Here is a 23,425-nt window from a genome sequence, read left to right on the forward strand (position 1 = left end):
TTTTTGTTTCAATTGGGCTTATTATTTTCTAAGTAAGTAGGAAAACGTTGTTAGTAAATAGTATATTGGTTATTTGAAGGTTTTCATAATTAAAAGGTTATGATCAAATTTTACCTCAAGTATACTATTAACTTAATCATTCTTACTTTTTAGCATGAATGATTAAAATAGTATCCTAAAGGTAAAAATCAAGAATAACATTTTGATTATGATTGTATTACCGTAACTGATGGACTGTTTGCTACTAACGTCTTTTTACTTAAAAAAAACAAGCGACAGGTTTTAGGCTGTAAGCAAAAGGCCAGTACAACTTCTTGTCTGTTGCCCAGAGCACTTGGCTTACATCAAATTTTGTCTACTTTTCTTTTAAAACGCAACACAATATCAAAATCCTGTTCTGTATTGTTATCATTTTCAATACGGAACAGGATTCAAATTACAAAACAAAATCAAATGATGGAAGAAGGTATTATGACAAATTTAAGATAACATTAAGTTATTCGGACTATTTGTATCAGGCGACCAAGGGGAGGCTTTTTTAACAATATCATGAATTACGACGTCTAATTCCTTGGCTGAAATATTTACCCATGAAAGCACCTCATTTGAGGGAAGACAACCCGCCGTATCATGCATCAGTAAATCTACAGCCCCTAAAATTTTGGCTAATGGTGCTCTTACCCCGTGTGATTGCATCCAGGCTATTTCCTTAAGCTTCTTATTTTGTTCTTCAATGGCTTTTACATATTTGGTGTTTTCGGTAATATCTTTCGAAAAACAGCTTACTCCAATAATTTTTCCGTCTTGGTACATTGGATACAAGTTTATTTCAGATACCTCGACAATCCCTTTCAGAGGATTAAAGCCTGAAACCACTTCAAAAAACGTTTCACCTTGAAGAGCTCTTTCGTATAGTGGCTCCCAAAGTGCTAAGGTCTCTTCAGGAAAGGCATCGTTGAGTGCTAATTCGCCTACCTTTGGGGGCAATCCTGTGATACTTTCGACTCTTTTCACAAATACCGAGTTAAAGGCAACATATCTGCACTCACAGTCTATTGACCAAATATAGTTGTCGGTATTATTGATGAGCAATTCCAAATTAGATTTCATTTCTCCAATTTTGATTTCTTGCTTCTTGATTTCGGTGATATCTCGATAAGACACCGCCATTCCTTCATTGAGTGGGTTGCAACTTACCGATAACCAACGAAGTGACTGTTGGTCGTAAAACGTAAAGGTATGCTCTCGATTCTCATCTTGTGCCACAACGTGCTTCATAAAGAACGGATGATAGGGATGTATATTAAAGACCTCCCAGAGATACATCCCAAGTTGCGTTTGTCCGTCGATATCAAAAAGTTGTTCTGCCGCTCGGTTGGCATATCTAATTCTCCATTGGTTGTCTACCGTAAAATAGGCATCAGTAATACTTGATAAAATTCGGGCACTATTCTCCGCTTCCATCAAGTATTGTTTCTTGGCAGACTGTTCTTTTGTGATATCCTTTCCTATCAAATATCCTAAATTAGTATTTGGGTCATAAGCCGAATTCCACTCAATCCAATGTATTTGCCCCGATTTGGCAATGCAGCGATTCGTGAAAGTAAATTTTGAGTTCTTGTCGAATGCCAAATCCAAATCAAAGCGTGTTGCTCCTAAATCTTCTTGGTGAACAAATTGTAGAAAAGACTTTCCATGGGATTCTTCTTGGGTATATCCTAATTCTTTGCAGAATTTGGGGTTGACTTTGATCAAACTTCCCTCTTTCCCCATGGTACAGATATAATTGTTTGAATGGTTGAAAACATTATCCCAATCCTTCAAAATATTTATTTTAACAACCTTAAGGCCTAGCGTGTCAGAAATACTTTTACAAAAAGAACTATGTCTTTTATTAATTTGGGAGTTGTCTTGGGCACAAAGCGAAAGAATCCCTACGACCTTATGTTTGCTTTTTAATGGTAAAATAAAGGAATTACATTCTACAAACTTCCCCTCCGAAATCTCACGCATTTGTTTGCCGCGTTTGGCTTGTCCTTGCTTAAGTACTTGGAGTTCCCAGCTCGAATCATTAGGCTCGATTTTAAGGGAAGGCATCAGTGATATAGTTTCATTAAAATTATGAGTGCCTAAGCTTACATTTTTCAAATATTTGCCTGTCCCATCTACTACCCACAACAAGGCTGTCTGATAACCTGTAAACTCACAAATCCGATTCAATGCCATCGAAAACGGTTCATTGAAGGACTGAGTTTGTGCTAATAATCGATGTATTTCGTTTAGGCAAAGTGTTTCTTGATTTTTTTGATAGCTATCCGTTATATCCAAAAGGGTAGCTAAATGATAGTTGCCGAATAATTTTTTGTGTAACTGATAACTAGCAATCAGTTGATTATTTTCAAAATCTCGTATTTTGGTGATTCCTTTGGCATGGTTGTTTTCTAAAAAGTTTTGCCATATTTGACAAAATGATTTCTTAAAGCCGTCGGTCATAAGAGGTTTTATACTGGAACCACTTAATTGATTTTCTGTTGCTCTAAAAAGTTTCAGAGCCGATTTGTTAGCATTTACTATGGTACCATCATCATCAAAGACAAGGATAGCTTCTTGTGTCTTATCAAAAATTGTTTCGAACTGAGAAAGTGATGATTTCTCTTGTTGTCTGGCAACAATCAGCTGTGTTACATCCGTAAAAATTACTAATGAAGCAGGATATTCATTGGCGATGACATTGTATGATGAAAATTCGATAAACAAATTTTGATTTTCGGGCAAACACCAACGCACCATCATTCGCTCTCCAGTACGTGAAGCCATATTCACTTCCATTTGTGGGAGGTCGTCACGATGGCACAAATCTGTTATTTTTCGTTGCTTCAACCACTCTTCATCTACCTTAATAGCGTCGAGTGTGGCCTGATTTACCCTCATAATTTGATTGGTATAGGCACAAGTCACAATCATCGGAAGCGCAGAGCTGATAAACAAGTTGTTGTACAAGTCGAGATACTTAGACAATTTTTGGTGGCTAGTCGTTTTTTGCTCATAAAGCATCAGGACTCTCTCCAAATAGTCTACACTGATTTGTTGTTCGGCTACATAATCTTGATAATCAAGCGTAGCCATGGCTTTGAGTTCTTTTTGTTTGTCTTTTGGAAGTATTAAAACAAGATAGAATGTAGGAAATTGTTGGCGGTAGTCTTGGTATTGTGCAACTTGAGAAGGGGCAAAACTGGGTAGATAATAAAAGACAATGGGTTGGCTCAATAAATTCAGTGGTTGTATTACTTCGAGTTGGGCAGTTGGCTCATATTGGGGATTCAACTCCAGCATGCATCGGGAAACCAGGTCGGGGATATCCCTACCTGAATCGATGGTGGTAAAATTTTTAAACGAATAAAGCAACATAAGGATTCAATTTTAAGAGAGATTAGCAAGGATGCTATTTTGATAAATTCAGGTATTTTATGCTCGATGTAAATATAGAAAATAATGAATGCATACCAAAGCTTTCTTCAAATATTTAGGAATTTCCCCTTGTACCTAAAATTATCCGCACTTAGTGATAAGAATGATGAAATTTTTACCTAAATAATTACACAAGTTTTTGATTTTCAGGTATTCACTGTTTTTGTAAGTGATTGAAAAAAACAAAACTAGTGAGGTAGTTTTGTTTTAGCCCATAAGATAGGATAGAAATCTGTCAAGAAAATTTGTGAGGTTTTTGGAGGCTGATTACCTACAAAATGGATTCACTAATGGTAAGAAATTAGGTTTGCTACAAATAAATAAGCATATTCAATATTGAATTTTATAATTTTGAGCCGCGTAAAGTATACGCACAGCGTTTGCTGAGTTAGTGGATTATCAATAAAGTTGAAAGAAATGAAAGGTGTAGAAATCGTAAAAGCTTATTACAATTGTTTTAATCAAAAGGATTGGAATGGCATGTTGAACTTATTAGACGAAGATATTCGTCATGAGAGCAATCAGGGTGATGTGAGAATTGGTAAAGAAAAATTCACTGAATTTCTACAAAAAATGGATGTTTCTTACGAAGAAACCCTCACGGATATGGTTTTCTTATCTGAAGAATCAGGTACAAGAGTTGCCGTCGAATTTGTCGTAAATGGAATCTATAAAAAAGGGGAGGAAGGTTTACCCGAAGCACACGGACAAACATACGTGTTACCAGCTGGGGCCTTTTTGGAAATAAATAAGGGCAAAATTTCCCGTGTAACAACCTATTATAATCTCGCACTGTGGATTGAATTAGTATCGAAATAGTATGGATTTTATCACAAAAGTTGGCTCTGAAATTAAAGACTATTTCGAAGACTTAGCACAATTAAGAATAACTGTTTTTCGTGACTATCCCTATTTATACGAAGGAAGTATTGCGTATGAAATGGAGTATCTGCAAACCTATGCCCAATCAGATTTGGGTTTTCTTTTTGCGGTGTATGACAACGACAGAATGGTGGGGGCTACCACAGCAATACCTTTAATGGATGAAACAGAAGAGGTAAAGCTCCCTTTCAGAACCATTGGATTAGATCTCAATCGAATCTTTTACTTTGGCGAAAGTATCCTACTCAAATCACATCGGGGACTCGGTTTAGGGCATCGTTTCTTCGATGAAAGAGAGGCATTTGCCAAATCTCATGGTTTTGAGATAACTACTTTTTGTTCGGTCGATCGTGGAGAAAATCATGAATTGAAACCTACAGATTATCGTTCGAATGATGTTTTTTGGACCAAAAGAGGCTATACTCCTCAGCCGAATCTGGTCTGTGAAATGAGCTGGGTCGATATTGGTCAGTCGCAAAGCACGGCAAAACCTTTAAGATTTTGGCTCAAAACTATCTAGTTTTTTCAAAAATAAATCAATTGAAATTCGTATGAAAGTTCGCGTAGCCGCTGCTCAATACCCTATTAGCCAGCATTCTTCATTCGAGGCGTGGGCATCTCATGTTCACCAGTGGGTAGAAGATGCCGCCCAAAATGAAGCAAAACTTTTGGTATTTCCCGAATATGGCGCTATGGAGCTGACCAGTATCTTTCCTCCCAACTTGCAGTCTTCTTTACAAGGTCAGGTATTTGAATTTAGTAACTGGCAAGAAAAATTTATTGATGTTTGGAAAACAGCAGCTCAACTTCACAAAGTAGTTATTGTAGCTCCAAGTTTACCGATAATCGTGGACGGTAGGCCTGTAAATCGTGCCATGGTGTTTTCGGAGAAGGGTTATGTTGGATACCAAGACAAATTTTTCATGACACGTTTTGAAAATGAGGAGTGGGGAATATCAAGTGGCGAAAAGGTACTTAGTATTTTTGAAGCTGATTGGGGTAGGTTTGGCATACAAATTTGTTATGATGTCGAATTTCCTATTGGTAGTCAGTTACTTGCCTCGGAAGGAGTACAATTAGTGGTAGCACCAAGTTGCACAGAAACCATAAGAGGAGCTACACGAGTTCATATTGGTGCAAGAGCGAGAGCTCTTGAAAATCAGCTCTACACCGCAGTGGCACAAACGGTTGGCAATGCGCTTTGGTCGCCTGCGGTGGATATCAATTATGGATACGCAGGATTTTATGCAACGCCAGACAAAAATCTTCCTGAAGAGGGTATTATCTTGCTTGGTGAAGTTCAAAAGCCAAGTTGGGTATACCATACCCTAGATTTTGATTTACTTGAGCAGGTGAGAGCTGATGGTCAAGTTTTTAATTATCGAGACCAGCAAAGCATCGCCACCAAATTGCTTTACCATAAAGTAGAAACAAAAATTGTGAAGGTTGGCTAATGACCAAGATAAGCTTTATCTTGTCAACTGTCGGCAAAAGGGCATAAGCTTTTTGCCGTATTCCCAAAGGCGGCACGACGCAGGCATAAACCTATATATGGCTCATCTTGCATGAGTGAATGTTACCCCTAGCGACGCAATTTTTACGTATTAATCATTGCGTCTCTAAGGGATGAATAGAAATTTTTTCATCTACAGTTCGGGCTAATTCTGTACCTGATAGCTAAAAATCATATTCCGTATTTTTGGCCTATCTATCTCCTTGCCTATATAGTATATACGCTATTTACGATAAAGTAGTCTTCTGATTTTCCCATCCAAAATTAGGCATTCATCCCTCAAAAACTTATAAAAATCACCCCTAATACTAGGGATTTTGAGATTTTTCTAGGGAATTCTAACCTTAGTCATTTGTTTTTATCTACCAAAAATTTAACTTGCTACTGCCTTCAATATTAAGATTATGCTCCTCCTAATTTATTTGGTACTGTTAGCCGAGTTCCAAGTAAAAAATCTCCTTTTGCTGCCTAGGAAAAATGAAAGATTATGTACCTAAGGCACTCATATTACCTCAACTAAATTTTATAAGATAATTTCCGCCCTTGGCGGAGGAAGATTGTATTTTATCTAGCTACCATTAATGCGCATTACTATGAATCAGGTGAAGAATGAATTTTTTGAGGAAGTTAAACAAAACCCACGGTTGTTTGACTGGATGATTTCGGGTGATTTTATGGGATATGGTTTTATCAATGATTCAGAAACCTCGCAAATTTGGTTTAATACCACTTTAGTTGAGTTTATTAAGAAGCATGAGTTAGACCTTACGAAACTCCAACATGTAGTATTCGAACATTATCCTTTTTCCAGCGAGTCTTTTTCTTTAGAATTTATAAACAGAATAGGTACAAAATTTTCGGTGATGGTTTTTCCATTTTTCACGAAGGATTCGCGAAAGGTAGCATTGGGCTTCAAAATCACTGAAAAACTCTATGAAGAGACCAATAATCTTGTAAAATCGGTTATCGATAATCGTTCTTATTATGTAGTTACTACAGATTTGTTTGGTAATTATAGCTTTGTGAATGATCATTTTTGTGATGTATTTAGTTTTAAACGAGAAGATATCTTAGGCAAAAATGCCCTTACGAATATTATACCAGAAGATCACCAAAAATGCCAAGATACGGTAGGTCTCTGTTTTCAATATCCAAACCAACCTCACAAGGTAATTTTGCGTAAGCCAGACAAAAATGGGGAGGTAATTGTGAATGCTTGGGAGTTTAGTGGGCAAACCGACGCTGAGGGAAATGTGTATGAAATTTTATGCACGGGTTACAATATCACAGATCAAACACGAACTCAACATGATTTGAGTATCTTGGTTTCGACGATGTCGGATATCTTGATGGTTATTGGGACAGATTTTAAGATAAAGTATATCTCACCAAGTTGGGAAAGGGTTCTCAACTTGTCAATTCATGATTCACTAATGTCGAGTTATCTCGATTTGGTACATCCTGATGATCAACCCCAATTAACCAATTTGTGTAATAGCTTGAATGAATATACTTCTCAAACCTCTTTTGAGTATCGTGTATTGGATTTCTCGTCAAACTGGGTTTGGCTCCGTTCTTCAATTAATTATGATAATTCCACAAAAAATTTAGTTTTTACAAGTCAAAATATTTCAGAAAATAAGGAAAAACAAGAAAAACTCAAAGAGCTTGCCTTGGTTGCCTCCAAGACTACCGATGCCATCATCATTGCAGGTCCTGATGGACGAATCACTTGGATTAACAAGGCTTATGAAGAGTTAACAGGTTATTCGATAGTGGAGGTTGTTGGTAAGAAACCCTCAGAGTTGATTCACGGGCCAGATACAGATTCGGAGACCATTCTGCGAATCAGGGATGCGATTGCTAACAATCGCCCTATTTCTGAAGTCATTCTAAATTATACCAAAAATAAACAGCAGTATTGGATTGACCTTACGATAAATCCTGTTTTTGATGAATCAGGAAAATGCACAAATTACATTGCTGTCGAAAGAAATATTTCGGCCAGAAAACAGGCCGAAGACGAGCTTAAAGCTACAAAAGAATCCTTGTTGCAAACTAGCGAGGTGGCTTTGGTAGGAGGATGGGAAATGAAACTTCCAGAAAGAAAACTGGAGTGGACTGATGTGACCAAAAGTATATTCGAGGTTGAGGAGGATTTTACTCCAGCCTTGCACAAAAGTATCAACTTTTATCTCGAACCCTATCGAAACACCGTACTCGAGGCAGTAGAAAACTGTATACTGTATGCAAAAAAATTTGATTTAGAAGTAGAAATCTTAACAGTTAAAGGAAAGCACAAATGGTTGCGCCTGATTGGAAAATTAGACTCGTTTGCTGACCAACCTAAGGCCTACGGTGTGGTTCAAGATATTACTCATGTAAAAATTGCTGAGGAAGCAGCTCATAAATCGTCGCAACTCCTACAAAAACTTTCTAGCCAAGTACCCGGAAGTTTGTATTTGTATAAATATTCTAACTCAGGAAAGTATGAGTTTCCTTATGTTACAGCTGGTATCACTGATCTTTATGAGGTGACTCCCGAGGAAATTGTAGCAAATCCTTCTATTATTTTTAGTCGAATTATACCCGAAGATCAAGAAAGGATAATTCAAAGTATGAAGCTCTCTGCGGAAACATTTTCCCCATGGGAACAAGAATTTAGAATCTTAGATTCAAAAGGGAATATCAAATGGATGAGAGCTGCCTCTACTCCTGAAAAAATTGAAGATGGGTCGCTTTGGCACGGTTATATGCAGGATATCACCAAAAAGAAGCAAGCAGAATCAGCTGTGGCCAGCTCAGAAGAAAAATTCAGAAGCCTTTTTGACTATACATCCGATGCCGTTTTAATCTACACCGAAAAGGGCATTATGGATTGTAATGCCGCAGCAGTAAAACTTTTAGGACTTTCTTCAAAAAATCAGCTTATTGGTAAGCATCCTGTTGATTTTTCGCCCGAATACCAGCCTGATGGTCAGAATAGTCTTGATTCAATAAATGAAAAATTAGCGAAACTAAATACTCTGGATCATTACAGTTTTGAGTTTACTCATCGTCGACTAGATACAGATGAAAACTTTCCATGCGATGTATTACTAAACTCAATTGAAATAGGCGGTCAGATGGTTGTTCAGTCTGTAATTCGTGATATTACTGCCAGAAAAGAAACAGAGGCTCAGCTACTAAAGGCAAGAGAGCAAGCCGAGGCCGCTAGTCGCTCCAAATCTGAATTTTTGGCCAATATGAGTCACGAAATTAGGACTCCTCTCAACGGCGTGATTGGATTTACGGATTTATTAATGAGAACAAAACTCGACGAAACGCAACATCAATATATGTCAACGGTTTTTCAAAGTGCCAATTCTTTACTAGATATCATTAACGATATTCTCGATTTCTCAAAAATAGAAGCAGGAAAACTAGAAATTTGTCCAGAAAGAATAGATTTGTTAGAACTTGGAGGTCAAGTATCTGATATGATAAAGTATCAGGCTCATCGCAAAGATTTGGAAATGTTGCTCAATATTTCTCCTTTAGTCAATAGATTTATAGAGGCAGACCCTGTTCGTTTAAGACAAATTTTAGTCAATTTATTGGGAAATGCCGTTAAGTTTACTGAATCGGGTGAAATAGAATTAAAGGTAGAAGTTCTCGAATCTACACCTCAACAGCCTACTTTGTTTAGATTTTCAGTAAGAGATACTGGTGTAGGAATAGAACCGAAAAACCAGCAGAAAATATTTGAGGCTTTTTCTCAAGAGGATGCCTCTACTACCCGAAAATTTGGGGGAACAGGCTTGGGGCTTACCATTGCCAATAAATTATTGGCACTAATGAATAGTCGACTACAGTTGTATAGCACTCCTGGGGTAGGTAGTACTTTCTTTTTTGATGTTGCTTTTGAAAGCGAAAATGCTGATTCAATCAATACAGCCACTCCTGTGGATATAAAAAGGGTGCTCGTGGTTGATGATAATGACACCAACCGACTTATTATTCAGGAAATGCTGGCCTTGCGGCAGATAGATTCGATTTGTGTAAAAAATGGAATCGAGGCACTCGATAGATTAAAAACGGGTGAATCATTCGATGTGGTACTGATGGATTATCACATGCCTTATCTGGATGGTCTTGAGACTACCAAACATATTAGAAACAAATTGCATAGAGATGCTAAATCACTACCCGTCTTCTTGCTTTCAAGTTCATCTGATGATGATAGCGTCCAGAAAGCATGTGTTGAATTGGATATCAAACAGCGCTTGGTAAAACCTATCAAAATTCAACAGTTGTATGATGCTCTAGCAAAAGTCCAAATTGATAGTACAAATCTGGAAACACCCGACCACGTAAAGCAACAAGCAGAGCCACTCAAAGAGGTATTTGATGTTAAATTGAATGTCCTGTTGGTAGAGGATAATCCTGTGAATATGTTACTTGCGACAACCTTTTTTAATAAAATTGTTCCAAATGCCAACGTCATCAAAGCTACCAATGGCCAAGAAGCAATAGAACGGTATTTAGAGAAAATGCCAGATATCATATTTTTGGACGTTCAGATGCCTGTGATGAATGGATATGAGACGGCTACAACGATAAGGAAAATTGAAAATGGGCAAACCAATATTCCTATTATTGCCCTCACCGCAGGAACCGTAGTTGGCGAAAAGGAGAGGTGCTTGGAAGCAGGAATGAGTGATTATATTACAAAGCCCGTTCTGAAGCCGACTATTCAGGAAACATTGCTGAAATGGGTGATAGATAAAGACTTATCAAAAACTAAAGAGCAGGGCATGTCTTCAAAACTAGATTTAATTCATTTTGACAAGGAAGAATTAATTGAGCGTACTGGTGCTGATGACGAATTGATTAGCCATTTATTAGAAGTATCATTTAATCAAATGGAAGGCTTTAGTGCAGAACTATCGAGTGCATTTCAGTATCAGGATTGGGACTTGGTCAAAGCATTGGCTCATAAAATTAAAGGCACTGCTTGGTCATTGAGCTTTGTGCATCTAGGAAAAATTGCCCAAAACTTGGAGGAACTTCCCTCGCCAGACTCGGGTTCGGTTAGAAACTTAATAGATCAAATAGTCACAGAAATTGCGTATTTAGGTAATCTGAAAAAACAGCTTTTGCTTTAAGTGAGTAGATAGTTAGTAAGTTAGTACGCAAAATAAAGTTAAAGATTGTGCTTTAGGCTTTCAGGTATTGGCTTTCGGCGGTGGGCTTTGGGAAAAATGCTTGTCTGTGGTCGTTAAATCGTTGTTTTGTTGGTACAAAGAGTTTTTCCAATTGCCCAAAGCTAAATGCTCAAAAATTGAATTTACTAGTTCAAGACTGAGTTTTTGACCCATTTTTTTAACAGTTTTAAACTGTTTTTAAACATTCATTGAAAAAGTCTATATTCCTTTTCTCATTTTGTCCAGTAATCAGATAGACGCCTGATTACTGGACAAATTTGAAGATACTAGTTCAAGACTTAGTCTTGGACTCACTTTTTTAACAGTTTTAAACTGTTTTTAAAATCATCAGTGAAAAAGTCCCAACACCTAAGAAACGCTTTCTCGTTTTGTCCAGCAATCAGGGTTGGAAAATATTTCCCGACCACCCAAACCTACCTATCTTACGATTCAGAAGGTGTATAGATGGATTAAAATTTTAAGTTTACAAAGAATTCTAAGCTATCAGGATTTTTTACAGCACCCAGATTAACAGACTTTTCAAAAGCTTTGCCTTGAATAATCTTTTTGATAGGAAGCTCCAATTTTTTGCCCGAAATTGTATAAGGAATTTCTCGTACTTCTATTATTTCATCGGGTACGTGTCGTGGAGAGTAGGTATCTCTCAAGGTTTTCTTAACAAGCTTTTTTTCCTCATCGCTCAAGGCTGCGCCACTTGTCGAAACTACAAATAGTGGCATAAAATCTCTATCTTCGAGGTGAATTATCAAAGAATCTTTGATAAAATCTAATGCCTCAACTGCTCGATATATTTCTGCTGTACCTATACGGATTCCACCTCGATTCAAAGTAGCATCAGAACGCCCAGCGATAACCAAACCTCCATTAGGAGTAATTTTTACCCAATCTCCATGTCTCCAATAGTTAGGGAACTCTTCAAAATAACTAGCGGTATATCTCTCAAAATCTGGGTCATTCCAGAAAAACACAGGCATAGATGGCGTTGGTTGTGTAATTACCATCTCACCAATCTCATTCTGTAAGGGATTGGCATTTTCATCCCAAGCTTGTAAGTCTACACCAAGTCCAATACATTGAATTTCGCCCTCAATCACTTCCGAAATAGGATTGCCACCGACAAATGCAGTACATACATCGGTGCCACCCGAAATGGAGGCTAGCCATACATCAGGACTGACCTGCTCATAAATCCAGTCAAAACCCTCTGGTGAAAGCGGCGAACCTGTAGAACCTATTGAGCGTAAGTTTTCGAAATTTGAAAACAACCTAGGTCGAATTTGCTCTTTCATACAAGCATGTATAAACGCCGCGCTTGTACCAAAATGATGAATTGGAGTTTCGGCAACGAGTTTCCACAATACATCCATGGTTGGGTATCCTGGACTTCCATCAAAAAGCACCAAGGTTGCGCCAGTAAATAAAACCGAAACTGAGAAGTTCCACATCATCCAGCCTGTAGTCGAAAACCAGAAATAATTTTCATTTTCTTTTACATCATTCTGAAAAAGAAGGTACTTTTTATGTTCAAGTAATATACCACCATGACCATGAACAATTGCTTTTGGAATTCCTGTTGTACCAGAAGAATATAAAATATACAAGGGATGATCAAAGGCCAATTCCTCAAATACTAGAGGCTCTTTACGCTCATTCGAAATACGCTCCCAGTCAACAGAATTTTCTATGCTATTCCCAATTTCCATGTAATCTATCACGATGATTTGCTCCAATGTGGGTAGATTTTGCTGTAAATTTTTCACTACCTCGGTTCTATCAAAAACCTTTCCTCCGTATGAATAAGAATTTACTGCAAATAGTACTTTGGGAGCTATTTGTCCAAAACGTTCTAAAACACTCCCACCACCAAAATCAGGGGATGCACAAGACCAAATTGCACCAACTGAAGCACTAGCCAAAAACGCGATAATAGCTTCAGGAATGTTGGGGATATATCCGCAAATGGTATCACCTTTTTGGATGCCTATGCTCCGAAGGTAAGAGGCTACAGAGGCGGTCTTTAATCGGAGTTCCTCCCACGAAATTCCATGGAGAGGCTTCGTCTCTGATTGAAACAAAATTGCTGGACGCGTTGGGTTTTCAAAGGAAAAAACATGTTCCGCGTAATTCAGTTTTATACCTTCAAACCATTTGGCCTGAGGCATCCGACCAGCTAATACTGCTTGATATTCGCCTGAATAATGAATACCAGAATATTTCAAAAAAATATCCCAAAATTTTGAAATGTCACTAACAGACCACTGCCAGAGTTCTTGATAATTGTTGAAATCTAAGCTGTATTCATTTCTTAAATAATCCATGAATGCAGTAAGATTTGATTGTGCAATTTGTTGTTCGCTTGGCGACCAGAGTATTTTCATGTTAATAATTAAAGGTTTTCTTTCAATGGGGTAAAAATACCAAAACTATTTATTCAATCTTTTCCTTTTACTTAATTTATAAATAATAAAACCAAAGCCCAGACTTCTAAATACACCCTTGTTTCCTTGATAGAAAGGGAAATTTTGTTGAAATGTTAATTTATCATAAAGAGGTTAATGTAGGTTTGTATTTTATTTAATATTGAATTAATCTTGAGTTAATGATGAGTTTGGTTTGAATTTCCACCTTTGTGGAAACAATATTTTGAACCATGAACAAACTAATACTTATTTTATTGTTACTCATTTCTCAATCTGCTAAATCACAAGATGGTGTATTTCTGAGTACAGAGGATTTTTTAGAAAATATTGTATTTCATCCTTCAAATTCGATTATTAAAGAAAGGTTTGCCACAGTTATCATCAAAGACGATTCTTGTAAAAAAGCTTACTCGCATCAAAATGCCTTTGGGTACAGATACAAAGGCAGGCAATGGCGTTTTGATGAAGGTAGGGCCTACGAGATAGTTGCCACCGAAGGAATCTGGGTGTACAGAGTTGAGAATCTGACCGATTTGAATAGCTACTCCTATTTTTTTAGCGATGGAGCCTACGGGGAAGTGTTGGCATTGAGCCGAGCAAATTTAAGAAAGTGCTTTTCGAACCAACCAGAATTTTTATCAATTATAAAAAAAATAGATTGGAAAATGGATTTATTTCAGCCTACCAATTACAAAAACTTACCATTTGTTTCTGCACTCTATCAGCAACTGGTTTCACAAAAATCTTTGACATGGTGACAAGATTCTTTTTTGAATGATAAGGTCGCTAAACTTGTAAATTTTATACAACAAAATTAAATTTTCGGAGAATGTAAGCTATCCCAAAGTAATAAGTATAGAGCTTGTAGCTTTTTCAATGATGGCAATTTGTATATTTGTTGTATGAAGAAAACCTACTTTCCAGTATTAAGCATAGCTGGTTCGGATCCTTCCTCTGGAGCAGGGATTCAAGCTGATTTGATAACCATCGCAGCCTTGGGTGGATATGCCTGTACTGCCATAACAGCCGTTACGATTCAAAACACCCTTGGCGTTAGTGGGATTTACCCAATACCAGCCCAAGCAGTAAGAGAACAGATTGAGGCCATTATGACTGACATAAAGCCTTTGGCCATCAAAATTGGAATGCTTCATCGTACAGAGGTAGTCAGGGAGGTAATAGATGTACTATCGGCCTATCCCAAAGTACCCATTGTACTCGATCCTGTCTTTCTTTCGACAAGTGGCTACACGCTGTTGGACGAAGAAGGAATACATCTTATGATTACTCAGCTTTTTCCATTAGTTACAGTTTTGACGCCGAATTTACAAGAAGCTAGTTGGATATTGGGAAGAGAAATTACCGAAAAAGAGCAAATGCCAAGTGCTGCCAAAGATCTTTTAAACTTAGGCATTCAAAATGTATTACTAAAGGGTGGTCATCTGGAAGAAGATACTTTGTCTGATTGCTTAATTAAATCTACAGGCGAGCTGTTTTTTATGGAACATCCTAAAATTGCCTCCAAAAATACGCGTGGAACAGGCTGTACTTTATCTTCTGCGATTGCAGTAAATCTCGCACAAGGATTTAGTGTCGAATATGCCGTAGAACGTGCAACGGCATACGTATTAAAATCCATAGAAGGCGGAAAAGACTATCAACTAGGAGAGGGGAGCGGTCCTTTGAAGCATATATAGGATTGTGAGAAATCTGGAAATTGAAATTGTATTTAGGTCATCAGGCACCACGCTCTGAGGTATAAAAGTTTTAATAACTACAGGCGGATTTTATCAAATACTCAAGGCTCAAAACTGTAGGCCAAGCTGTTTAATACAGTTTGGCTCGGTTACCTACACAAAAGTAGATTAAGTTGAAAATACACCAGCCAATAAGATGTATACAGTAAGCAAAAAGTTTCTTAAAAATAAAAAAATGCCCAATATGATTGAGAAGTGCTTAATAATTTTGACTAAGCTTACAAAATAAAATCAAAAAATCAACTAAACCTTTTGTCCTAAACTTGCTTTACATCAACGATTTGAAAGAGATTTATCTCTTTGGTAATGACATTTTTAAAAATAGAGTAGGTTTTTGACCCCTACCATTATCACTCACAAGATAGATAGTATCTTTATATATTGTAATACCTTCCAGATTTGTGACATAACTATTTCGATAATCATCCACCTCCTTGGTTCTGTCATAGGAATTGTTAGGAGTAATTAATGTAAGCTTCCCGTCTTGGTTTTCATATGGTTTTAGTGAAAATACATCTATTCTATATTGAAGTTTAGTTCTATATATTTCTTCTGTCCGTACAGTATTATCATTAATTTCGTCATGATAAAATGTTTTGAGACAGTATAACGAATCCGACTTTGAATCAAAATATATATCGGCATATCGAATATTTTTTGAGGGATTTTGATGCAATTTGCCATGTTGAATTTTAAAACTTTTTAGGAATTTCAAGGCAATTTTATTCTCAGGATTTACTGATATATCAAACATGTGAATCAAACTCGAAAAATCAGTTGTTCGTTCTTTCAAAATAAAACATTTATCGTTTTTTTCATCTATTGTAATACCTTCCATTCCAAAATCTCCTGTATTATGTCCCAAAATATTTCCAAATCCCTTGTCTTCAATGGTAGAAATGATTTTGTTAGTGATATCGTAATCATAAACAGATGAATTTCCTTCATCAGTCAGCAAAAGGTGCCCTTTATAATAAGCGATACCTTCTATTTCTGCATTTTGTGCTATATTGAGCGGGTACGAGTTCGCTACTTTGAATTTACAGTCAGCGTCAAGGGTTAGTTGAAGCAACATTCCCTTTCTCTCGGTAGCGGTGTAGAAATTCCTTTCTACCGATACCAAACTAGATAATTCTAGATTACTCTTGAAGAAGTTTTTGTCGGAATAGCCTACGTGTTTTAAGCTTTGACTGTAGCCATGGTTAAGAATTGATAAAGTGAGAATAATGAAAAGTCTCATACTTTTCGCTGTATTAATAGTTTTCATATTTACTGAAGGGTTTAGTTTATGACCGATTAAGAATAATTTTTTGCAGGATTCCACACTCTTATATTAGGATACACTGCGCAAATGCCAAGGTTTTGATGAATAAAAGGAACGTAATAACTCAAAGAAGAGTTGTTTTTACTCGACCCCATTAAAATCCCTAGTAGATCATTGTTGGAACCAAATACCAAACTTCCTGATTCTCCCTGAACCGAGAAGGGAATGCCTGACGTTGAAAGTACTTCTGTAAGCCCCAAAAATCTTAAATTATTTCCATTTAAGTCAACATTTAAGTCCTCATCAGTAAACAATTGATTTATTATTCCTGTCTTAATCGAACCATTATTGGCAACCATGTACACTGATTCACCCTCTTCGGCTAATCGGATATTACCAGGCGAGCTATTATGACTGAAGGGCATTCTCCAGTAAGGCTTAACATCTGGAGCAAGTTTAAATAGCGCTATATCCAAATAGTTTGGTTGAGATAAATCTAACTTTACCCAGCATTGGAGAGAACCTACAACGATATCTGAACCTGCTCTGCATATAAAATCTCCTACTTCACAGAACCCAAAATTAGCTAAAACATGATTATTAGATATCCCGAAAATTTCGTTTCCACCAAATGTGAAAAAACCTCCTAGCGTTCCCGAATTAGTTGTACCTCTTCGGAGTATTTGCATTCCGTTGTAAATAAAACTCATTTTAGTATTTTTTTAGAGTTATAGAGATGAAAAAATGTTACATCTACGGCACAAAATACACCTACGCGCCACGCATTATCTTCAGAAGTAAGACTAGTTACATTTCTTAGTGCAGGAGTATAGTTTACACCAGCGCCCAATACCAAAGGCGAGTTGTTAAAGTGTTTCATCACGCTAAACCCTGGAGAAAGCAATTGTTTGAATCTAACGTTTGGAGTTGTTTCTTCTCCATCTTTGCTTATTATTCGGTAATTGAGAATAGCCCCAAAATCTAAAAATTGAACGAGGAAGTTGAGACTGTTAAAGTCCTTAGTAGATTTTTTTGATTTTAGCCCAATATTAAAATCCAACCCGATTGGCATAAATGCGGAAAGCGAAGCTCCTCCTGACTTTGTTTTGGAAAGTTCCTCATAGCCTCCAAAAACACCCGGATAGGAGCTCAAAGAAATACTAAATTCATGAGTGTTTTTTAATTGGTATAAGTTTTTGGGAATTAGTTCTTCCAAGGCGGTTTTTACCTCCTCAGAACTTTTGGCATTAATGATATTGATCATAAAACTTCCAAATACATGAAATTTGGAGATAGCATCTGTTAGCTTGTTTTGTGTGTCTATTTGTCTAAAAATGCTTAATGTGCCGTCTAAAATATTTCCATATTGCTTGTTAACAAGACCATCTGCGATTTCAGAGAGTGCTGTAAAATAACCTTTACTTACTTTTTTGAATTCTATCAGCTCTTCAGGATAACCTTTATTGTTTTTATTTAAAAATCTCAAAATATCTACGCTTTGTTCAATTATCTGAAAACTTAGAACAAATAATTTTCTACTGTCTTCAATTGAAAGCTTTGTTTCAACTTTATTGGCAGTGGAATTAATCATCGATTGATAGGTGTCTGCCAAAGCTATACTCTTTTCATAAAGTTTAGCAAATTCATCTAATTCTGAATGTTCATTTTTTATAATTTGGTTAATTGTCATTTCACAGTCGTGATAACCTAGAGCAAAGTAGAGCTCTTTTTTATTTTTTGCGTATAATAATTTTAGGAAAGCTCTCCATGCATCATTATCCATTTTTTTTAAATCAACTATGTTTGTAGACAAGTATGTCTTATTTTCATTCATAAGTCCGCCCACTTTTAACAATAAGTTGGACAATACTACCGCTTGTTTAAAATAAGGCTGTTGACAGGCCTCCTCATTCTCTAATAGATACTCTGTAGACAATTCATTCAAGGAGGTTATCAGATGTTTCTTGAGGTATAGATCATAAATCATCTTACTTCCTCCTGATACCATTGAGGTTACTTGCCTACTGTAGGAGTTTCCTAATAGCAATTGAATAAATGCCTCTTCCTGAAAGGTTAGTGGGATATTTCTTAAATCTTCTTGAAAGGAAGATTTCCATTTATCTCCAAATCTAACCATGCTTAAACTCTCTTGACGATTAAAAGCGTTGAGCGATTCTAAGGTCTGAGGTAACAACGCTTTGATGATTTTAACAGAATCAAGTTTGTTGTACCATCCTGCCAAGTATTTTTCGACTAATTGCTCCTTCGCTCTACTTATTGTAAAGTCAACAATTCCATAAATGATTTGAGTTTCTGGGAAGGTAAATTCGGTTGATTCGTTTAACGAGTTTAAACTAATATTCGGGTCACTTGTATCATTAAACGTACCAAATTTGGGAATATCCTTTACTATTGTATTGAGAGTACTATCGACTGTATTTCTTTCCATGTTTAAAAGAATATAAGCTAGTTCTCTTTTGGCTTTATCCTCTTCTAATTCATTATTTAACCAATATATATTTAAGACTTTTTGAGAGGAATCTTGTACCCTCAAAGAAGGGTTTAGAGAATTAGGAGATGACTGATTAGGTCTAGGTTGTGGTGATTCTCCAGTAGGAGCAGAAGATATATTATTTGGTCTAGGTTGTGGTGATTCTCCAATAGGAGCAGAAGATATATTATTTGGGCTTGGTTGTTGTATTGTTATATTTTCTGACTTATTTTGTCTCTTTTTTGAGAGAATAAGTTCTTTGTAAATTGTATCGAATGTTGAGTTTCCTTTAAAGATAGTTGTAGAGATATTTGTACTAATTAATGGGTAAATATCTATATTATTATCTTTTGTAATATTCTTCTTCTCCTTAATGATTTTTATTTTTTTCATCGTTTGAGAAATGTATAGGGCATCCTGCAGATAAGTAGTCTGTGCCAATGTGCCCATGTTTACTGTAAAGTAAATGAGAGCTAGAAGAATGATAGATTTTTTCATGTTTATGTAGGTTTTTACAGACAATTTTAACTCCCTCTAGCTTGGCTGTGATTGCCCGCCTTTAGGTACTTGTGGATTATGGCTTACTAGTTCTTGGGATGGGTCTGGGATATATTTTTTGATGAATCCTTCAATAAAATCTGTACCCGCATAGCCTATTCCCAAAAGTGTAATAATTGTTTCTTTAAGATTTTTTGAAAAAAAGTCCGCAGTAAAATTTGATAGTGAAACTATCCCTAATACTCCAGCAATAAACCCAATTATAAGACTAATTATGAATCTGCTGGTTTGGAACATCTCAGCAGTCGGAATATTCTTATCTTTTGCCTCTTCATTGAGCTTTTTAAGCCCTACAATAAATCTCAGCATTTGTCCAACCACTCCTAGCAGGCCTCCGATAATTAGTTGCAAAAGAATTTCTGATGTTGTTGTCATAATAGAAAAGGGTTTAAATGTGCCTATTGCTTTATTTTCAAAATATGGGAGTCGTCGGTTTTGAGGCTTAAGGTGCTGTATATTAGATGTTTGAAAGTACGGTGCTAAGCTAGGTATAATTTGGTTATGCAATACAATCACTCGATGAAATCTATATTTTTTTTATTATTCGGTAAAATTTGTGTCTATCGAGCAGATTTGCTTTGGGATGACAATCAGGGAGTTCTGTTAAATGGTGATTCAAAGTAGAAACAGGTTGTATGTTTACGACAACTGGGACTCGACAGAGCGTGTTAGCATATTTTTAAAATACACAGATTTGCCTTTTTCCAACCCCCCCCGGGCGAATGCTCAAAAATTAAATTCGATTTTACATTCCTTCTTTTCGGATATGTTTTTCGAATAGCTGGAATTCGCCTTTCTGATTTATGTAATTTAATATTTTAGCACTACCAAAAGAATAAAATAGAAAATTGTACATTCTTCTTTATTTGATTATATTTATAGAAAATAGAATATATTGAAGTCGTTGGCTAGGATTTTTATTGTTTTACCCAATGCGGAGCCACTCAGGATATTTCTGTATTACGTATTTGTTTTTTGAAAATCATTCTCCTTTAGGGATGATATTGCCGTACATAACCAACCTTTAACATGAAAAGTCAATTAAGTTTTTCTCAAAGAAATCAATTATTAAAAGAACTTAGAAACAAGGAACAAGAAGAGTTTGAAAATAGCTTACCTATGAGTCGCGAGCAATTTAGGTTACTATTTTCCTTTTTAGGTAAGGAATTACAACAAAGGGATTGTGCCGAAGATTTAAGAATTACAGAGGCGTTTTTGAGTCAACATCAAATTCAAAATAAAGAGGAAGTGCTAGAATGGTTATCCGAAAGCGGAGCTAGTTGTGATTCGGAGGTACTCGAAATTGTTGAAGAACAGTTTGACTAAATGATATTTTTCTGCATGAAAGGCTCTTTGAGGATTAAAACATGCCTTAATAAAGACTATCTTCACTAAAATAGTGTTACCAGGATAAACTTGATTAAACTGAGGCTTACCGAATTTTAAGATTCGTATTTTTCTTGAAGTTCTATCAAAAAAAGCGGTCGAGAATTGTTTTTCGACCGCTTTTTTTGATAATAATCTACTAAAATTTACTTGGCATGAACCGCAATCAGTAAATTTGAAAATCTTATCTAACTTGCTATTTATTTTCCATTTGAGCGTTCAAATCAAAAATTTTATCCATCAGTAACCATTTTTCACCAGGCTTTGCCATTGGTAAGGCATCCTGATATTTCCACATGAGTTGTTCCCATTCTTGAACCTTCTGATTTTCAGCATCCATTTGACTTTTTCTTTCGAAAGTAAATGTTTTGTCTACTTCCATTATCATAAAAAGACGATTGCCTAATCTGTAAATTTCCATTTGGGTGATACCAGCACCAGCGATACTTTCTAAGATTTCTGGCCACACTGCCTCATGATACTTTTCATATTCGGCTATTAGCTGCTCGTCGTTTACCAAATCGAGTGCTAAGGCGTATCTATTGTTCATTTCTTTCCTTTTTATTTAGTCAAAAAAGACTTAAGTTTTATATCTTTTGTTGAAGAAAAATGATTTCAATCTTCAATCTCTAAGTAAGTAAAAAGACGTTAAGAGTTAACAGTTTATTGGTTATAGTAATATTAATAAACAAAACATAACCTCGGTTTTTACCTTTAGAATACTATTAATTTAATCCTTCTTGCTACTTAGTAGGAAAGATTAAATTAATAGTAAATCTGAAGTGAAATTTGACTATAACCTTTTGATTATGAACATATTCAAATAATCGATATACTTTTATCTAATAACATTTTCCTTTTTGTGTGAATTAATGTCCCGAATTTGCAAGGGCTCCTTTGCTTGATTTTGTTTTTACGGCAAAGAACAACACCACAATAAAGCAAACTAAAGGTACAATGTAAGCCGTTTGAATAGAACTCACATCGGATATACGACCCATGATAACTGGAAAAATTGCTCCACCTACAATAGACATGATTACTAAAGATGAACCTAACTTGGTTTGTGCACCCAATCCTTGAATACTTAAGGAGAAAATTGTTGGGAACATAATCGACATGAAGAACTCAACTCCGATTAAAGCATAAATAGAGGTAAAGCCACCTACCGCAATGGCTATTGCAAGCAATCCAATATTAAAAATACTATAAATCGCCAAAAGTCGATTTGGAGCAATAAACTTCATCAATAATGTACCAAGAAAACGTCCTAACATAAAGCATAAAAGTGCAATTGCTAAATATCCTGCGGCATCTCTTTCAGCTATTTCGGCAGTTTTTCCTAGAAAACGAATAAAGAAACTAGAAACGCAAACTTGTGCACCTACATAAAAAAATTGTGCTGTGACACCAAGCATTAAGTTAGTTTGTTTGAAAATACTACCTTGTTCGGTAGTGTTATTGCTCTCGCTATTCTCCTTAATTTCTGGTAGATTGGTTCTCCAAAGTATTAGGGCTACTGTCAAAACCACCAAACCGATTACTACGTATGGAATCTGTACGCTCTGAGCCTCGTGGGTTAAAAGTGTATCAATTTCGGCGCTGGATAAGGATTTTAATTGTTCTTCCGAAATCGTAGTATCTGTTAGGATATAATATTTTCCTACCAAAGGAGCCAAAGAGGCAGCCAAACCATTGAATGATTGTGATAGGTTTAATCTTTGAGTTGCGGTATGTTCATCTCCCAAAACTGTCACATAAGGGTTGGCCGCTGTTTCGAGGAAGGTTAAACCGCTGGCAATAATGAATAAAGCAAAAAGGAACAAACCATAAGTTCGGGTGCCCGCAGCAGGATAAAATAAGAATGCTCCCGCAGCAAAAATCAGCAGACCCATAATTATGCCGAACTTGTATCCATATCGATTCATGACCAAACCGGCAGGAATTGCCATGACAAAATAACCTACAAAGAAAGCAGAGTCTATAAACGCAGATTGAAGATCAGTGAGCTGACAGGCCTTTTTTAAATGTGGAATCAATATAGGATTGAGGTTATGGGCAAACCCCCATAGAAAAAATAGGACGGTAATCAGGATAAAAGGAATTAAGTAGGAATTCTTTGATTCGTTTGTTTTGGACAATGCCATAAATATTTGATTTAAGTGAGTCAACTGTTGTCAAAAGTCAATTTTTTAGAAAAATACTCATAACAAAGTCCCATCGAATATTTTAAATAGCATTTTTACATTTTAGAATCCTTAGTAAGTAAAGAGACGTTATTAGTTAACAGTCTGATTACTGGACAAAAAGAGAAAAGGTATTTAGACTTTTTCAATGAATGTTTAAAAACAGTTTAAAACTGTTAAAAAAATGAGTCCAAGACTAAGTCTTGAACTAGTATCTTCAATTTTGTCCAGTAATCAGGAAGATTTTATAAATAAATAGTAATAAAAAAAGGGCGGCAGAATAAGATTTCCGA

16 protein-coding genes are annotated in these 23,425 nt (G+C 36.1%); 7 read left to right on the plus strand and 9 right to left on the minus strand.

Going from position 1 to position 23,425, the window contains the following annotated elements:
• Positions 1–480: 480 nt before the first annotated feature.
• On the minus strand, positions 481–3,408 hold the full coding sequence (locus ACOVQ4_RS16510; RefSeq protein WP_421821724.1) for a PAS domain S-box protein: 2,928 nt from the start codon (positions 3,406–3,408) through the stop codon (positions 481–483).
• Positions 3,409–3,885: 477 nt separating this feature from the next.
• On the opposite strand from ACOVQ4_RS16510, the gene ACOVQ4_RS16515 reads away from it, so the two are divergent.
• The 4 genes from ACOVQ4_RS16515 to ACOVQ4_RS16530 all read left to right on the plus strand — a co-directional run bounded on the left by ACOVQ4_RS16515 (position 3,886) and on the right by ACOVQ4_RS16530 (position 11,010).
• On the plus strand, positions 3,886–4,287 hold the full coding sequence (locus ACOVQ4_RS16515; protein WP_421821725.1) for a ketosteroid isomerase-related protein: 402 nt from the start codon (positions 3,886–3,888) through the stop codon (positions 4,285–4,287).
• A gap of 1 nt (position 4,288) precedes the next feature.
• A complete protein-coding gene (locus tag ACOVQ4_RS16520; protein WP_421821726.1) occupies positions 4,289–4,870 on the plus strand; it encodes a GNAT family N-acetyltransferase in 582 nt (193 codons plus the stop codon).
• Between the two features lie 31 nt (positions 4,871–4,901).
• Positions 4,902–5,804 carry a carbon-nitrogen hydrolase family protein gene (locus ACOVQ4_RS16525; RefSeq protein WP_421821727.1) on the plus strand — a complete coding sequence of 301 codons (903 nt, stop codon included), beginning with the start codon at positions 4,902–4,904 and terminating at the stop codon, positions 5,802–5,804.
• A 640-nt stretch (positions 5,805–6,444) separates the two neighbouring features.
• On the plus strand, positions 6,445–11,010 hold the full coding sequence (locus tag ACOVQ4_RS16530; RefSeq protein WP_421821728.1) for a PAS domain S-box protein: 4,566 nt from the start codon (positions 6,445–6,447) through the stop codon (positions 11,008–11,010).
• Positions 11,011–11,070: 60 nt separating this feature from the next.
• Here the strand turns inward: ACOVQ4_RS16530 and ACOVQ4_RS16535 are convergent, their stop codons facing one another.
• Together ACOVQ4_RS16535 and ACOVQ4_RS16540 are read right to left on the minus strand one after the other, a co-directional pair.
• Positions 11,071–11,223: a hypothetical protein gene (locus ACOVQ4_RS16535; protein ID WP_421821729.1), complete on the minus strand. Its 153-nt coding sequence runs from the start codon at positions 11,221–11,223 to the stop codon at positions 11,071–11,073.
• Between the two features lie 296 nt (positions 11,224–11,519).
• Positions 11,520–13,448 (minus strand): acetoacetate--CoA ligase, encoded by a 1,929-nt coding sequence (locus tag ACOVQ4_RS16540; protein ID WP_421821730.1) that lies wholly within the window; start codon positions 13,446–13,448, stop codon positions 11,520–11,522.
• 272 nt (positions 13,449–13,720) lie between these two features.
• Between ACOVQ4_RS16540 and ACOVQ4_RS16545 the strand changes: the two genes are divergently transcribed.
• Both ACOVQ4_RS16545 and thiD read left to right on the plus strand, forming a co-directional pair.
• Positions 13,721–14,248, plus strand: coding sequence for a hypothetical protein (locus ACOVQ4_RS16545; protein ID WP_421821731.1), 528 nt, complete (start codon positions 13,721–13,723; stop codon positions 14,246–14,248).
• Between the two features lie 144 nt (positions 14,249–14,392).
• Positions 14,393–15,187 (plus strand): bifunctional hydroxymethylpyrimidine kinase/phosphomethylpyrimidine kinase, encoded by a 795-nt coding sequence (gene thiD, locus ACOVQ4_RS16550; protein ID WP_421821732.1) that lies wholly within the window; start codon positions 14,393–14,395, stop codon positions 15,185–15,187.
• 352 nt (positions 15,188–15,539) lie between these two features.
• Here the strand turns inward: thiD and ACOVQ4_RS16555 are convergent, their stop codons facing one another.
• The 4 genes from ACOVQ4_RS16555 to ACOVQ4_RS16570 are packed head-to-tail and all read right to left on the minus strand — an operon-like array spanning position 15,540 to position 19,935.
• A complete protein-coding gene (locus tag ACOVQ4_RS16555) occupies positions 15,540–16,487 on the minus strand; it encodes an esterase-like activity of phytase family protein (protein ID WP_421821733.1) in 948 nt (315 codons plus the stop codon).
• A 56-nt stretch (positions 16,488–16,543) separates the two neighbouring features.
• Positions 16,544–17,221: a hypothetical protein gene (locus ACOVQ4_RS16560; protein ID WP_421821734.1), complete on the minus strand. Its 678-nt coding sequence runs from the start codon at positions 17,219–17,221 to the stop codon at positions 16,544–16,546.
• Positions 17,218–19,500: a hypothetical protein gene (locus ACOVQ4_RS16565; protein ID WP_421821735.1), complete on the minus strand. Its 2,283-nt coding sequence runs from the start codon at positions 19,498–19,500 to the stop codon at positions 17,218–17,220. The genes ACOVQ4_RS16560 and ACOVQ4_RS16565 overlap by 4 nt, the downstream gene beginning before the upstream one ends.
• Before the next feature lie 36 nt (positions 19,501–19,536).
• On the minus strand, positions 19,537–19,935 hold the full coding sequence (locus ACOVQ4_RS16570; protein WP_421821736.1) for a hypothetical protein: 399 nt from the start codon (positions 19,933–19,935) through the stop codon (positions 19,537–19,539).
• Between the two features lie 654 nt (positions 19,936–20,589).
• Between ACOVQ4_RS16570 and ACOVQ4_RS16575 the strand changes: the two genes are divergently transcribed.
• The gene (locus ACOVQ4_RS16575) at positions 20,590–20,886 is read left to right on the plus strand and encodes a DUF2695 domain-containing protein (RefSeq protein ID WP_421821737.1); all 297 of its coding nucleotides are present in this window, start codon (positions 20,590–20,592) and stop codon (positions 20,884–20,886) included.
• A gap of 256 nt (positions 20,887–21,142) precedes the next feature.
• Here ACOVQ4_RS16575 and ACOVQ4_RS16580 read toward each other — a convergent pair whose 3' ends face one another.
• Both ACOVQ4_RS16580 and fucP read right to left on the minus strand, forming a co-directional pair.
• Positions 21,143–21,496 carry an L-rhamnose mutarotase gene (locus tag ACOVQ4_RS16580; protein ID WP_421821738.1) on the minus strand — a complete coding sequence of 118 codons (354 nt, stop codon included), beginning with the start codon at positions 21,494–21,496 and terminating at the stop codon, positions 21,143–21,145.
• A gap of 319 nt (positions 21,497–21,815) precedes the next feature.
• Positions 21,816–23,093, minus strand: a complete 1,278-nt coding sequence (gene fucP, locus ACOVQ4_RS16585; RefSeq protein WP_421821739.1) for an L-fucose:H+ symporter permease — start codon at positions 23,091–23,093, stop codon at positions 21,816–21,818.
• Between the last annotated feature and the right edge of the window lie 332 nt (positions 23,094–23,425).

Source organism: Flectobacillus sp., assembly GCF_049240685.1.
GTDB lineage: Bacteria > Bacteroidota > Bacteroidia > Cytophagales > Spirosomataceae > Flectobacillus.